This is a genomic window from Fictibacillus sp. EA-CB0309 (genome assembly GCF_055814265.1).
The window spans coordinates 2,065,777-2,079,686 of record NZ_CP169271.1; the positions used below are offsets into that span (position 1 = coordinate 2,065,777).

14 protein-coding genes and 2 pseudogenes are annotated in these 13,910 nt (G+C 37.1%); 4 read left to right on the forward strand and 12 right to left on the reverse strand.

Annotated elements, in window-relative coordinates; translation table 11 throughout:
- Positions 1-66: 66 nt before the first annotated feature.
- Positions 67-1,467, forward strand: coding sequence for a hypothetical protein (locus tag ACEWFH_RS11560; protein ID WP_473724179.1), 1,401 nt, complete (start codon positions 67-69; stop codon positions 1,465-1,467).
- A gap of 65 nt (positions 1,468-1,532) precedes the next feature.
- On the opposite strand, the gene ACEWFH_RS11565 is transcribed toward ACEWFH_RS11560, so the two are convergent.
- From ACEWFH_RS11565 to aac(6'), 10 genes and pseudogenes are all read right to left on the reverse strand, one after another.
- Positions 1,533-2,711: an alanyl-tRNA editing protein gene (locus ACEWFH_RS11565; RefSeq protein ID WP_473724180.1), complete on the reverse strand. Its 1,179-nt coding sequence runs from the start codon at positions 2,709-2,711 to the stop codon at positions 1,533-1,535.
- Positions 2,712-2,828: 117 nt separating this feature from the next.
- Positions 2,829-3,593 (reverse strand): MerR family transcriptional regulator, encoded by a 765-nt coding sequence (locus ACEWFH_RS11570; RefSeq protein ID WP_473724181.1) that lies wholly within the window; start codon positions 3,591-3,593, stop codon positions 2,829-2,831.
- Between the two features lie 147 nt (positions 3,594-3,740).
- Entirely contained in the window at positions 3,741-4,688 is a 948-nt protein-coding gene (locus ACEWFH_RS11575; RefSeq protein ID WP_473724182.1) for a DUF6454 family protein, read from the reverse strand.
- Between the two features lie 34 nt (positions 4,689-4,722).
- On the reverse strand, positions 4,723-5,697 hold the full coding sequence (locus ACEWFH_RS11580) for a phosphodiester glycosidase family protein (RefSeq protein ID WP_473724183.1): 975 nt from the start codon (positions 5,695-5,697) through the stop codon (positions 4,723-4,725).
- Positions 5,698-5,702: 5 nt separating this feature from the next.
- Positions 5,703-6,314, reverse strand: coding sequence for an SPOR domain-containing protein (locus ACEWFH_RS11585; protein WP_473724184.1), 612 nt, complete (start codon positions 6,312-6,314; stop codon positions 5,703-5,705).
- Between the two features lie 165 nt (positions 6,315-6,479).
- Positions 6,480-7,055, reverse strand: coding sequence for a DUF2238 domain-containing protein (locus ACEWFH_RS11590; RefSeq protein WP_473724185.1), 576 nt, complete (start codon positions 7,053-7,055; stop codon positions 6,480-6,482).
- A 7-nt stretch (positions 7,056-7,062) separates the two neighbouring features.
- Complete coding sequence (locus ACEWFH_RS11595) at positions 7,063-7,503, reverse strand: GtrA family protein (RefSeq protein ID WP_473724186.1); 441 nt, start codon at positions 7,501-7,503, stop codon at positions 7,063-7,065.
- Positions 7,457-8,491 (reverse strand): annotated as a pseudogene (locus ACEWFH_RS11600) (glycosyltransferase family 2 protein). Before ACEWFH_RS11600 ends, ACEWFH_RS11595 begins: the two are co-directional and overlap by 47 nt.
- A gap of 19 nt (positions 8,492-8,510) precedes the next feature.
- A pseudogene (locus ACEWFH_RS11605) lies at positions 8,511-10,189 on the reverse strand (DUF6044 family protein).
- Positions 10,190-10,323: 134 nt separating this feature from the next.
- Entirely contained in the window at positions 10,324-10,767 is a 444-nt protein-coding gene (aac(6'), locus tag ACEWFH_RS11610; RefSeq protein WP_473724187.1) for an aminoglycoside 6'-N-acetyltransferase, read from the reverse strand.
- Between the two features lie 164 nt (positions 10,768-10,931).
- Between aac(6') and ACEWFH_RS11615 the strand changes: the two genes are divergently transcribed.
- The 3 genes from ACEWFH_RS11615 to ACEWFH_RS11625 all read left to right on the forward strand — a co-directional run bounded on the left by ACEWFH_RS11615 (position 10,932) and on the right by ACEWFH_RS11625 (position 12,679).
- Positions 10,932-11,570, forward strand: a complete 639-nt coding sequence (locus ACEWFH_RS11615) for a YczE/YyaS/YitT family protein (RefSeq protein WP_473724188.1) — start codon at positions 10,932-10,934, stop codon at positions 11,568-11,570.
- 31 nt (positions 11,571-11,601) lie between these two features.
- Positions 11,602-12,063, forward strand: coding sequence for an AbrB family transcriptional regulator (locus ACEWFH_RS11620; protein WP_473724189.1), 462 nt, complete (start codon positions 11,602-11,604; stop codon positions 12,061-12,063).
- A gap of 154 nt (positions 12,064-12,217) precedes the next feature.
- Entirely contained in the window at positions 12,218-12,679 is a 462-nt protein-coding gene (locus ACEWFH_RS11625) for an AbrB family transcriptional regulator (RefSeq protein WP_473724190.1), read from the forward strand.
- Positions 12,680-12,860: 181 nt separating this feature from the next.
- On the opposite strand, the gene ACEWFH_RS11630 is transcribed toward ACEWFH_RS11625, so the two are convergent.
- Both ACEWFH_RS11630 and ACEWFH_RS11635 read right to left on the reverse strand, forming a co-directional pair.
- Positions 12,861-13,325, reverse strand: coding sequence for an aminoacyl-tRNA deacylase (locus tag ACEWFH_RS11630; protein ID WP_473724191.1), 465 nt, complete (start codon positions 13,323-13,325; stop codon positions 12,861-12,863).
- 15 nt (positions 13,326-13,340) lie between these two features.
- Positions 13,341-13,883 carry a DUF6944 family repetitive protein gene (locus tag ACEWFH_RS11635; protein ID WP_473724192.1) on the reverse strand — a complete coding sequence of 181 codons (543 nt, stop codon included), beginning with the start codon at positions 13,881-13,883 and terminating at the stop codon, positions 13,341-13,343.
- Positions 13,884-13,910: the final 27 nt, after the last annotated feature.

Genomic DNA, 13,910 nt, shown 5'->3' on the forward strand with positions numbered 1-13,910 from the left:
TCCCCATCATATTCTGTATTACATTACGAAAGGGCTAATCACCCATTTCACAGGGGAGGAATATAGATGGGCGTTGAACTTACAGCGCTGCATTGGATTTATGTTGTGTTTATCGGTTTAATTATAGGTTTTATGGTGAAAAGACGGGATACGACTCTGATCTGTATTGTAGGTATTTTTTTAATTGCCATAACAGCTACAGGTTCATTAAGTGGTTCGGTCAGCAGTATATTTAATAGTTTCATTTATGCGATCACCGAACTTCTACCTACGATTCTCGTTATCTCCATTATCGTTGCCATGAGCAGGACCCTCACCACGACAGGGATTAATGATGTGATGATCTCACCGTTTTCTAAACTTATACGTACACCGGCACTTGCTTATTGGACGATAGGTATTCTGATGATGATTATTTCGTGGTTTTTCTGGCCTTCGCCGGCAGTGGCACTTATGGGAGCAGTACTTCTTCCTGTAGCCATTCGTGTTGGTCTTCCTGCTCTAGGAGTAGCCATGGCCATGAACTTGTTTGGTCACGGTATAGCTCTTTCAGGTGATTTTATTATTCAAGCTGCACCAAAGTTAACAGCTGATGCTGCAGGACTTCCGGTTAGTGAAGTAATTGATGCGAGTATTCCGCTCGTATTTGTTATGGGATTAGTTACAACGATAGCGGCGTTTTATTTTTTAAAGCGAGATTTGAAGTCAGGTAAGTTGAATAGCACGACTGGGGTAACGGCTGAACCGGTAAAGGAAACAACTGATCAAGAATTAAGTTTGTTGTCACAAGGTCAGAAGCGATTCTTTGCTTTGTTTATTCCGTTAATGTTTGCTCTTGATGTCGCTGCCATGTCGATTCTTAATTTACAAGGTGGAGATGCAACAGCGCTGATTGGTGGGACATCAGTCTTTATCCTTCTTTTAATTACGATGGTGAGTCATAAGAATAAAGGCTTAGAAAAAGCAACATCTTATTTAATTGATGGTTTTCAATTCGGATTTAAAGTTTTTGGTCCTGTAATTCCAATTGCAGCTTTCTTTTACCTTGGTGACTCAGGTTTTGGTAAAATTATTGGTGAATTTCTTCCAAAGACATCTCACGGAATTGTGAACGATCTTGGTGTAGCACTTGCATCAGTTGTTCCATTGAGCAAGGAGATCGGTGCCATAACATTAACAGCTGTTGGAGCCATTACGGGTTTAGATGGTTCTGGTTTTTCAGGTATTTCGTTAGCAGGTTCGGTTGCGAACATATTTGGAACAGCAATTGGTGCAGGTGCCGCTACTCTTACAGCATTAGGTCAAATAGCAGCCATTTGGGTTGGTGGAGGAACTTTGGTGCCTTGGGCATTGATTCCCGCGGCGGCGATTTGTGGAGTCGATCCATTTGAACTGGCTAGAAGAAACTTAAAGCCGGTTACCATAGGCTTAGTTGTAACAACGATTGTGGCGATTTTCTTGATTTAAAAAAGAGGAGTGTGGCCATGTGCCTCACTCCTTTTCTGTTGTTATATCTATAGTTTAATGTTTAATTACAAACCTTTCGTTAGGTTCTCCCGAGCAAATTCTACAAAACGATGCATGTCTTCTGTTGAAGAAAAACCAGCTTGAGCGGATTTATCGCTTCCGCCGCCTTTACCGTTAAATGGGCTAAGGTTTTCTTTAAAAAACGTGCCGCACGAAACTTCGTTGGTTCCGTTATGCATTAAAATAATACGATTTTCTGGTACTGCAGCAAATAAAATGAGTAAATCATTTTCATTTGCTATTTTTATTGCAAGCTCTTTTGTATCATCAAACGATTTTCCCTGAAATACATACCTAAGGAAATCGTTTTTTGCATGTGTAAGAAGTTCTTTTGCTAAATAACTGTTGTTTTCTTCTTTAAGACGCTTTATTTCTGCTTCCATATCTAGCTGATCAGCTTCCCACTTTTCTATCCGATTTAAAACATCATTTCGGCCGGTGTTAAACTTAGCTGATATCATTCCTAGAATCTTCAAACTCTCATTATAATCAAGAAGTGCTCGTTGTCCGCACTTGAAATACAACCTTACCGCACCTTTTTGTTTCTCAGCTTTTAATAGTTTAATGATCCCAATTTCAGCTGTTGAACGGACATGCGTGCCTCCGCAAGCATTGTGCTCAATGCCTTCAATTTCAACGATTTGTATGTTCTCTGTAACTTTAGGCATTTTCAATAATGGTAATTGTTGAAGCTCTTCATCGGTAACAAAGTATGTATGTACCATTCTATTTTTATAAATTTCTTCATTAACTGCTTGTTCGAGCGTATCCATTTGATTATAATTCAGCGCATCCATCTCAATATCAATCGTTGCATAGTCTGTTCCTAGATGAAAACTGATTGTGCGCGCGTCATATAAGGAATAACAAACAGCTGATAACAGATGCTGGCCGCTATGATGCTGCATGTGTTCAAACCTTCTATCCCAATTCAACTTACAATTTACCGAAGATGTTTCAGGCACCCTTTCTAATTGGTGAATCACTTCATCCTGTTCAGTAAAAACATCCAAGACATTTATACCATTGATGGTTCCAGTGTCATTCGGTTGGCCGCCACCTGTCGGATAAAAAGCAGTAACCTCTAAAACAACAAAATATTTCCCATCTTTTTCAAATGCTTTTTTGATGGTTGTTTCCCATTCGTCTGTATATGGTGAAGAATAAAATAGTTTTTCAGTCATAACAAGTCATCCCTTCTTACTCTCTGCTCTTAGTTTAAACTAATCTGAGTGATGAATAAAACAAAAAGGAGATAACCTTGGATGGTTATCTCCCTTTAAATAGGTCGTGCTAAATGACTAATTCTTCATACCTGTATAAATGTGGATAGCATCTCTTAAAAATTCAGCAGTTCCTGGCTGTTCTTTATCATAATACGCTGTGAACCGTTCGTCATCCATATACATCTGTGCAAGGCCTGCATGTGCTTCTTTGCTGTACTCATTCCAGTACAGCATCAGCCATTGTTTATGAAGATCCGCTGCTTTTTGAGCCAAATCTCCTGCTGGATCACTTGTTTTAAAGGCTTCAGCAAGTGTCGTGTGAATTTCCTCTGCAAGCTTTGTTGCTCTATTATGCTCACCCTGAGTCATATTTAACACTTTTTCGTTTGATTTATTTACTGCTTTATCTCCGTATTTTTCACGAATCTCTTTACCATATTTTTGTTCGTTTTCTTCAACCATTTGCTTTTTTAACCCTTCAAATTTCTCTTTATCTGTCATCGTAATTCTCCCTTCGTTAGCTGCGATCGTCTGATCTACATTCGCAATTAGACGGTCTAACTGTTCTCGTTTGTTCAGGAGTTTTTCACGGTGTTCATGGAGTGCTTCAGCTGCATTGAATGCTGGTGATGTTATGATTTCCTTTATTTGATCTAATGGAAGCCCGAGTTCTTTGTAAAATAAGATTTGCTGTAGTTTATTCACTTCAGCCTCACCATATATACGATATCCTGACGAGTTGATTCTTGCCGGCTTAAGAATTTCAATCTCATCATAGTAACGTAAAGTTCTAGTGCTAACTCCCGCTAATAAACTAAGCTTTTGAATGGTGTATTCCATGTGATCACCTCCTGACAATTCTCACTTTACACCTTTACGCAACGTGAAGGTCAATGGGTATCCGTTATTATTTTTTGTTATTTTTATTTATTAATTATAAAAAAACACTTTGATGCTCTCAAAGTGTTTTCATACAATTGATTTCTTTTATTTTGTATTCCATTTTGTTTCATAAACAAGCATAGAGGATGTGTCATCATCGGGTACAGCATATAACTTTATTGCTTCATCTGTATTTTCAAGATAAACGGGGTTACGCGTAACATTATGTTCCTGAGGAGAAACGAGAGAGATTGGCAGCTCATGTTCGATTTTCATCGTTTTCATATCTAATAAAGCCAGTCCTCCTAGTTCAAATTTTCCTGTATTACTTCCTTGTTGAGGCAACTCTGTAATGCCGCTGCAAATCATATTCTCTTTACCAGCACTCTCGCAGTCCTGGTAATCTATAAAGTGACTGGGATTATTAGCTTTGCTTACTATCTTTCCTTTTTGATCAAACTCATAAAATGTCCTTGAACCCCAGCTTACAGCTTTTAAGTTTCCTTTTTCACCGTCACGCAAGATTCCGCCGATATGGTCATTTGTTCTGAACATTTCTTGGGGCTTCATCGTTTTCGGATCTACTTTGTAAATAATGGACTCACTGTTTGGTCGGTACTCAGCGACCGATACCCAAATTGATTCACCATCAAATGCAATACCTCCAGGGTGGTACATATCACCTTCACCAAGCTTAATATCTTTTAAGAGCTCACCCTGTTGATTGAAAACGAACAGATGACCTATTCCTTTTCCTGTTGTGCGGTCGTAACCTTCACGAGGCTCTTTGTATTTTACAGGCTTTTCAATGATCTCAACTGAGGACATGTAATATAAGTCCCCTATCTTTGTCATCCCTTGTGGATGATAGGTGTTAAACTGCAAATCAACTTTTTCTTTCTGCTCCCAAGCTGTATCACGGGACAATTGCTTGAAACTTTCTGCAAATTGATTTTCGTTTTTCTTTTGTTGAAGACCATCTGGATTTGCAAATGCAGTTGTAACAGAACCAATCGAAACAGCAAGAGCTACTGTAAGAATCATATTTTTCATCATTTATCCTCCTCAAGTTCTTATATTTTTAACATTATTGAGGTAATAGTAAGATCGCATCACCAACAGGACGTTCACCAGTAGCATCTGAAGGTGAGCTTACCATTTTCTGATTTAATGTCATGGTTGTTGAGCCCCCTCCGTCAAGGTTCACGGCGTTAACGGCACCTAAAGACTTCAATAGCTGTGCACTTTCTTTAAAGTTTGCTCCAACACTATATCCTGGCTTTCTTCCATCGATTGTAACCAATAGTATAGAACCGTCAGCTTTTATCCCTGCAACGGTGCGAGGATGACGTTTTTGGCCGAACTGATAAAAGAACTCTGGGTTATCAGGTTGGTGGAATCCTTCTGCAGTCGAAGGAATGGTTATCTTTCCGTCCTGTAAAAGTCTAGGTCCCCCATTAATGATGTTAGTTCCTTTTCCTATTGGAAGTGTGAAATCATCTGCAATTACCTTTTTCTTTACTTTCACTTTTTCTTGAGTTTGTAAATTTTCTATTACCCAATCGGCTGATTCCCCTGTTCCAGCTAGTACAGTGCTTCCAAGTGGAATTGAGCCTCCACGGGACTCTCTTATTTCAGTGACTATTCCCTTGTTGTTAATTACGGCTTCAGCACCTTCACCTTTAGGCGTAACTGAGCCGAATTGTGATGTATACTGAATCAATTCACTTGAATCGGTACAAGTAAAGTCATGTTTTGGCTGATTAGATTCTTTATCTCCGATTCCACCGCATCCTCTAATGAGTCCTGGTGCTCGGTTTAGCCCATCAATTTCTCGATTGCTATCATCTGATGTTTGTATAGTAAGCTTTGTTGAAACAGTGGATATTCTTCCTTGGTTTTTCTCGTTCAGTATTAGGCTTGTCCGGCCGTTTACCGCTTCGCTTGTAAGCTCGCCATCTATCATTGAAACGCCTGCAAGATCCCCTTCTGTTCCATCTTTCGAGCCCATTACAAAGTAACCGCCATTGATTCCGCCTAGTGCATTTAACCTTTTTGACATACTTGTCAGTGTTTCTTTTCAGGAATTTGTTCAGTAGCTATTCCTGGCGATACACTTCCTTTAAAGGTTTTCGGATCAATCTCAATAACATTTACAGCCCACGGCCCGGCAGTCGGTTCTCCATCTTCCGCAGTAAAAATAACCTTTGAATCTTTGTAACCCTTTGATACGAGTTCTTCTTGAATAGCTTTAGCTTGCTGCTCTTCTTGATAGGAACCGATTCTTACTACATAACCGAGTGGTTTCTGTTCTGGGTCATCTTGTGCTCTTTCGTTGATGGTTTTAATAAATGAAGTGTAACCATCAGACGTAAGCTTTTCTTTAAGCTCAATGGCATCATCTTTTTCATCTAGAAAATCGACGTTTACCATGTAGGCATCGTTCTCATTTGCTTTTCCATATACAATTCGAGAATAGGTTGCACCTTCTTGTATTTGTCGAGTTTCTTTATTTGTAATGTCTTTAAATGGTGATTTTGTCTCTGCTTCAACAGTATTTATTTTTGATATATGACCATCTGTAAAAGTTGGTATAGAGAGCACCATTAATGCGGTTAATGTGATATGAGAAGTTCTCTTAATTAACTTATTCTGTGATGAAAATATTACGTTTTTCATTTATGCCTCCTTAAATATGTGATTTCTTCACTGTACTAAAAAGTTATTAAGATATAGTAAGAGGAGCATTGTTTGTTTGTAAAGAATGGTTACCAAGTGTTGAAAGTAATAAACGAAAAAAACCACATGCAAATTTTTGCATGTGGTTTACATTATTTTTTAGTGTTAACTCTTATTAAAACGTTTTTTCGTTTTTACTGCCGCTATAGCTGCTATAATGATTGCTCCTGCTGTATCGGCAAGTAAATCCACCATCGTATCAAAGTTTCCTCCGCCTTGTAAGGTCATATTAAAAAATTGATCCATGCTGAATTCATATATCTCCCATATAACTCCGCCAAAAACGGAAAAGGCAAGTACGAATAAGAATACGAGCCAATAAGAAATATCATTCCTAGTATGCTGATGTGTCATTCGTTCATAAAGAGCAATGGCCACAAATGCCAATAATGCGCCACTTAATAGGTGTAAGAAGGTATCCCACCAGCCTAAATGGTAAAAGCCTAAAATGGACCCTAAATATTGTGAAGCAAATAAAAAGGCAAAATAGGATATCATGATCGGCATATTGAACTTGATTTTCGTAAAAAGGATTAAGCATAACGGAATAAGTCCGCAAAATATAGCTCCAAAAGCCACTTGATAACTATGTGTTTCACCTTTTGTAAAATAATAAAAACAAAGGTAAGCCATAAATATGACATACGCAGCACTTAGAATCAGGAGAAATTTACGTTTCACGATATGGTCACCTCGTTTTTATAAATACTAAGTATTTTTGTCCGAAATAGTTCATTAAGGTATAAAGACAAGCACCGAACAACACGGATACTTCCTTATTCGTAACGAGTATGAGGCTTGTCTCATTCAGTATTCCGCTCCATAGTAGATCGCTCATACCATAAGCGCCAAAATAAGAAATTAAAATAACCACTACAAAGCGTATGCCACTCGCGCTCAATGAAATGTTACTTTTAAATGTGAAATTACGGTTTAATATATAACTAATTACAGCACCACTTGTGTTGCCAATAAATGTAGACATCCAATAGCTAAATCCAATTCCGTTCATCAAGAGAAAAATGATAGAGAGCCCTATGCATGTATTTACGATTCCAACTAATAAAAAGCGGATAAAGGAGTTAGTTGGTTTCAGGAAGTTTTCGAAGGTTGAGATTATAAGATTCATCTTTCACTCTCTGTGTATTTGTTAATGGAAGTGGCTGTGTATATGTTTTTGAATCTATTTCGACAATGTACTTTGGCCGACGCTTTGACTCTTTATAAATCTTTCCGATATATTCTCCGATAAGTCCTATCCCTATGAGTTGAAGCCCCCAATCAGCCATATGGATGTAATGAGGGAAGTCCATCCTGTTTCGGTGTCTCCGATCCATTTTAAGGAGAAAAAATACACTCCGAATAGTAAGCTTACAAAGAAAGAAACGAGACCTGTAATAAGAACAAACCTAATGGGTGTTACAGAAAAGAAGTAATTCCATCGAATGCAAAATATAGCATCTTTTTTAACGGATATTTTGTCTCACCTGCTAGGCGTTCTTTTCGATCATAAAAAACAGATGTTGATTTATATCCTATTAGAGGAACAATTCCTCGTAAAAACATATTAACTTCCTCGAATTTTTCTAGTTCCTGTAATGCTCGTTTACTCATTAAACGGAAGTCAGCATGATTATAAACAAGGTTAACACCCATTTTATTCATCAATTTATAAAAGAACTCTGCGGTGCTGCGCTTAAAATAAGTATCACAATCCCTTTTTTCCTCACACCATATACAATGTCATGCCCTTTTTTAAACATATCAACAAAAGTCGGAATTACATGAATATCATCTTGAAGATCAGCATCAATAGATAAAACACAATCAGAAGTTTCTTTTGCAGTAAAAAGTCCAGCTAGTAAAGCATTCTGATGTCCAACATTACGAGAAAGTTTTAAACCTCTGATATGATTTTCTTTTAAACTTCCTTTATGGATGATCGACCAAGTTAGGTCCTTGCTGCCATCATCTACAAACAACAAGTTACTTTCACTTGAGATTTGTTCCTCAGCTATCATTGTCATCAAGAGTTTATGCAAGCAATCAATTGTTGTAGGCAATACCTCCTCCTCGTTATAACAAGGAACAACAATCGTCAAAACCGGTTGTTTCATATGTACACCTCCTGGCTGTTTACTTCGCTTTGTATAAATGAATTTTCCACGCTGCTGTATCTGATTCAAACACCTTTTCTAGCTGCAATCCTAAATCCGCCGCATGATCGATTGGGAGAGCTGAAAATATGTATTCCCCGCCTAATTGTTTAAAAGGCTCAATATTAAGCTGGAGATTGTTCAGTCTTTCGGTCGAATTCTTTTTAAACATATAATGTTTCCCAAGCTGATCGGTAAAAATGTAGCAGCGTCCTCCCCACTCATCAAAATACGTACGGAGTCTTTTGTTTTTTGGAGCTCTTTCTCCATTATTTCCCGAAACCTGTATTTGTATGTTAATGGGTAGAAATTGTTATACGTATCAAGGGTATAAAAACCGTTATACTGTGCAATTGCAGGATGAATTCCTATACTAGCAACACGGTAACTCGCCATTGGTTTTGCAATGTATTCATCAATCTCTTGAAACAAGTCTTCCGCATAAAATTCTTTAACACTCGGCTTTTTTCTATAGATGATTTCATCGTTAAACAAACAAAGAATGATAATTTGCCCTATGATAAAGTAAGGAATGGCGGTTTTTAATGACTTGCCATGATTCATAATAATCTTCATACCGAGAGCAAATCCCATGTATATAATGAGTGGACGTAGAAAGTGAAACCTTGCAAAATTAAACGTGTCCATAAAATGAAAACGTTCTGTTAAAGGCAGCCAGCCTTTATAAAACCAAAAGGCGTACCAGGCAGATAATGCGAAATTAAACACAAATAAAAAAACAAAAACTTTCTCTTGTTTCCATAGTCTCTTAAACAAGACTAAAAATAACGCAAGTATGGTTGCGAGAAGTATAAATAAGCCATGAACAGTCATTACATGCGTATGTCCGAGCACAAAGTTTTTAAACGTGAGTCTCGTCACCCACCAAAAAGGTAACCGTGCATGAAAATATTCATCTCTTGTATTTGGTTCATCATCAAAGATAAACGAATAGACAAGCCGATATTCTATCATGAGAAAAACGGAAGTCATTAAGACTATGGATAAGAAAAAATGCCAATTCCATCCTTTTCCTCGAATAACATCCACAAACCAAAAGATTCCTAAGGCAAATAAGAAGAAGAAAAAACCGAGCACAAAACTTGAGTAAAACGGGAGCAGTGTAAGAACTAAATAGTTTCTCCACGCTTTTTCTCCATTACGAATATTTAGAAATGCCCACAATGCTAAAGGCATACCAAGTGTACTTAGCATTCCAGAAGGCCAAAATGGAGTAAGTGCAAATGTAAGTGCTGTACCGATCGTGATCAAGGTGTACTTATGCTCAGGTAAATAATGTTTTTTTAATAGTAAATACATGCCGATAAATGCGAAAAACCGAGTGATCGCTTGGCTGATAATATAAGCGGTCATAGTGGGGAAAATGGCATGCAACCAAACAATACCGCTAAATTCCGTTCCTAATGCGTTCCTTGGGAGACCGTTAATAATTTGAGGAATCGTTGAATTTACATTTCCAAACAGCATACCGCTCTCATTAAGTACCTTGTACCAGGCAAGGTTGGAATCAAGATTATCATGAACACGAATGTGTGCATTTTCACCTAGAATGAGTAAGGGAGATAAATATAAAAGGATAACGAAAAATGCAAAATATAAACATTTGCGTTCGAAAGGATTAACTTTTTTAAGAAACACTCATAACACCCCATCATTTAAATAGAGTCGATTAACAGGTTTCACATATTAAAAACTTTGTATACTCTAAATTTATCCATTAAAAAAAGACACTATGATGTGCCTTTGATGCTTTCCGCAATTCTGTATATTCTTTAATTTATATCTTTAATAAATGCGATCAAACGATTTGCTTCTTTAAAGCCAACGCTTGTATGAAAGTGATAACTTGTATCATTGGATAACTCAATATCTGAACCTATTTGTTTGCATCCTTTTGATTTTAACCAACTCTCACCTTCAGCAATTAGGTTATTTGAAATCCCTTTCCTTCGATTTTCAGGTTTTACATAGATTCCTTCCACAAAACCTGTAGGACTTGAGCGGGATCCTTCGACATAGTCACTTCTGATCGAAACATGAATAAATGCAATGGGTTCATCATCAATTAGACATAACAGCACTTTATCTTTATTAGAGGAAAGAAGTTTGGTGAACTCCTCCTTTAATTCATCAAAAATATTTTCTGGCCATAAATCCATACCCATTTTTGTTAATTGATCAAGATATTGCTCATTCGCTTCAACAAAGGATTTCATATACAAACTCTCCTACTATTTATTCTAGACATTATTAATTCGACAAAAATAAATATTTCCTTCTTGTTAGTAAAAAATGTTGATTCATCTTAGTTTATTTTTGTTACTGATTGCTTTATAGTCTAATGTATTCATAGACTTATTCTGGAAAAGAGGCAAAGTAAATGAGGATTGGACTTAAGTTACTCTTCTTTTTTGTAGGATTAATTATCTTTAGCTATGGTATAGCGATGGCCATTGGGGTGAAGTATTTAGGGATTAGTCCATGGGATGTTCTTAACATTTCATTGTTTGAGAAGTTCGGTTTTACGATTGGAACGTGGAATATTATTGTGGGTCTACTATTGATATCCGCTACACTCTTAATTAACAGGAAATACATAAACATTGGCACTTTCTTAAATGCTGTTTTGGTCGGAGTATTTGTGGATCTTTTTTTATTTTTTCAGTTAATTCCTCCTGCAAGTAATTTATTTTTTGATATTTCACTGTTGTTTATTGGCATTATTTTGATGGGGATTGGCGGTGGAATGTATTCCGCTGCTGGAATTGGAGCTGGTCCAAGAGATGGATTTATGCTTTCGATTTCTGAAAAAACGGGACTATCTATTAGCAGAGTTAGAATCATGATGGAATGCTTCGTGCTTATAATTGGCTTAGGTATTGGTGGTCCTGTGTTTATTTTCACATTTATCTACACGTTCATTCAAAGTCCGATCTACCAAAAGTCTTTTTTATTATGTAGAAAGTGGATAAATAAGTTATTGTTTTCTATAGAGGAAAAAAAGAAGATAGCTAGTTAAACGATTATGAATACAAAAAGAAGGTTTTAAAATGAGAAGTAAAAGTTATGAAAAGAAAAAGCTTTTTCAACTAGTACTCACACTGTTTTCGGCATGTATAGGCGGTTTGATCTTCACTTTAATGAACTGGCCAATTCCTTGGCTGCTAGGTTCTATGACTGCTGTTTTACTAGTAAACCAATTAGTTTGGACAAAACTGTATTGGCCAATCATTTTAAGAAATACAGGTTTAATCATAGTTGGTTATTCGATAGGATTAACCTTTACAAAACAAACCTTACATCTAATGATTTCACAACTTCCGTCCATGGCGTTTATGACCATTCTTCTATTAATAATTTGTGCTGGTATGGCGTTTATCATATCTCGATTAACCAGTATAAATTTCCCAACTGCACTAACAAGCTCTATTCCGGGTGGCTTATCACAAATCATCACGTTTGCAGAAGAAACAAAAGGTATTGATATTATCACAGTAACTTTTTTCAAGTAACACGTCTCATTGTTATTATCTTTGCTGTTCCATTCCTCATATTTAGCCCATTATTTTCGGAGGAAGGGATTCAAAATGTACCAGATGTTATTACGGATGGTACACAAAGTTCTTTTTTCCTCAAATCCTTATTTTTGCCCTTTTCTCCATCGTAATGGCCTTTATTGGAAGGAAAATAAAATTACCGACTGCCTATCTTTTGGGTCCGATCTTGGGAATCGCTATATTAAATGTTTCCGGATTTACAGGTCCTTCACTTCCAGGATCTATTCTTGATGTTTCTCAACTTTTGATAGGCGGTTATATTGGATTGTTGTTAAAACCTGAAAAGTTAAAAAGGAAATCAAGGATGATTCCTGTAGCCCTTATTAGTGGAATGATGTTAGTGAGTATTGCACTCGGTCTTAGTTTTCTGCTTATTCACTTCTATCACTTTTCTCCCATAACTAGTTTCCTTAGTCTCGCCCCTGGAGGAGCAGATCAAATGGGGATTATAGGACACGAATTAGAAGCAGATGTTACTATGATCACAGGTTATCAACTCTTTAGGATATTATTTATCTTTTTCGCTGTACCACCGTTGTTAAAATGGGTGATGCGGTTTCATGTGAAGTAAGAAGGAACGCTAAACAAGAAGAGGCGATAACCGCTTATAAAGTCGAAAAGCCTATAAATGCTTTTGAAGGACTATAAATCTTTTTGAAGGACTATAAAAATATTTGTAGGACCATATTTCTTTTTGAAGGCCTATAAATGTCTGATTAGGGCCAAGAAATAATTTAATCCTAGAACACCACTTACTTTCTAATCCGAACTACTTGTCCTCCGTTAACTTGTATCATGCTTTTAACATCAATTTTGACTAAAGAATAAGGTGATCCCCCACCTGTATAAATGTGTTTAAGTTCTGTTACGTTTGGATCAATTAAAAACGTTGCTTTAAACCCAAAAGACGGAACTCCACCAGGAGGAAATCCAGTAAGAGATAGAATTTCCTCTGGTGTTGCTAGTCGAGGTCGTTCTATGTTCAGCGCTTTTGCAACGCGTGATGTACTTGCTCGATCTTCCCCTTTTACGATGGCGACGATCAATTGGTCATCATCATCCATCATACAAATATTCTTCACAAATTCATGACCGTAAGCACCTATCGCATTAGCGGCATCTTGTACGGTATGACAGGATTCTGAAAGAACAATATGTGATGCTTCTAAGTTATGTTTTTTTATAAATTCTTTTATGAATGTATGATAATTTACCATCGTAAGTACTCCTTTTCACTGTTGCGGTAATGCCGAGATCACTGCGCCAACTGCCTGAATCCAACTTCCTGTTGCTGTTAACGATTGACTGTAGGCATCATCGCCATTTGGGTTATCCAGTTCATATTTACCCCCAAGCGCCTGCAGTGAGTTTCCTGCAGCTTGCAGCAGATTAGAAATAATAGATAAAGCTTCTCCCGATGATGGTTCTTCATCCAATTCATCTCCAAGTTCAATTCCAGCGCCAACTGCTTGCAATAAGTTACCTTTAATATTCAGTATTTGAGAGGATCTATCTTCTAATGGTAAGAGCATCCCAGCAATAACGGTTGTATTACCGATTGCTTGTACTTCATTTCCGATTCTGCTTAAAGAACATGGCTGCAGTCCGTCTGCAACTAGACCACTCCCTACGGCTTGCAGTGCGTTTCCGACTAAATCCAGATTCTCTTGAGATGAATCACTCAAAAAAGATATTGGAGTATTTGCAATCGCTGAAATAACGGTTCCAATCGCTTGTATGATTGCTCCAACTTGTTGTTTTTGCTGATTATCCATTTGAAAAACCGTCCATAAATTTTGATT